This window comes from Nonomuraea sp. MTCD27, assembly GCF_041950495.1.
Classification (GTDB): domain Bacteria; phylum Actinomycetota; class Actinomycetes; order Streptosporangiales; family Streptosporangiaceae; genus Nonomuraea.
On sequence record NZ_JBGNUW010000081.1, the window covers coordinates 1 to 776 of the forward strand.

Annotated in this window: 2 protein-coding genes; both read right to left on the reverse strand. The window is 66.2% G+C overall.

Annotation, left to right across the window (positions count from 1 at the left end):
• On the reverse strand, positions 1–332 hold a 332-nt coding region (locus ACBJ59_RS62810), incomplete at its 3' end, for an ABC transporter permease (protein ID WP_375119396.1).
• Between the two features lie 10 nt (positions 333–342).
• The coding region (locus ACBJ59_RS62815) for an ABC transporter ATP-binding protein (protein ID WP_375119397.1) at positions 343–776 on the reverse strand (434 nt) is incomplete at its 5' end.

Here is a 776-nt window from a genome sequence, read left to right on the forward strand (position 1 = left end):
GAGGTCAGCACGTGCGCCCACAGCACCGCCGACCGCGCGGTCGGCATCGACTGGAAGCGCTCGAAGATGCCGCCCTTCATGTCCATGAACAGCCGGTAGGCGGTGTAGGCGATGCCCGAGGCGACCGTGATGAGCAGGATGCCGGGCAGCATGTAGTTCACATACGAGGCATCCGATCCGGTTCTGATCGCGCCGCCGAACACGTAGACGAACATCAGCATCATCGCGATCGGCATGATCGCGGTGGTGATGATGGTGTCGGGGCTGCGGGTGATGTGGCGCAGCGAGCGCCCCAGCAGGACGGTGGTGTCACCGAAGAAATGCTTGCTCATCGTGGTTCCTTCAGGTTTTCGTGCCGACGAGGGACAGGAAGACGTCCTCCAGGGTCGGCTGCTTCTCGACGTATTCGACCTTGGCGGGCGGCAGCAGCTGCTTGAGCTCCTCCAGGGTGCCGTTGACGAGGATCCGGCCCTGGTGCAGGATCGCGATCCGGTCGGCGAGCTGTTCGGCCTCGTCCAGGTACTGGGTGGTGAGCAGCACCGTGGTGCCGCCCGCGGCCAGGTCCTTGACGGCCTGCCAGACCTCGATGCGGGCCTGCGGGTCCAGCCCGGTGGTCGGCTCGTCCAGGAAGATCACCGGCGGGTCGCCGATCAGGCTCATCGCGATGTCCAGCCGGCGCCGCATGCCGCCCGAATACGTCGCCACCTTCCGCCCGCCGGCATCGGTCAGCGAGAACCGGCGCAGCAGCTCATCGGCGACCTGGCCGGGATTGTTCA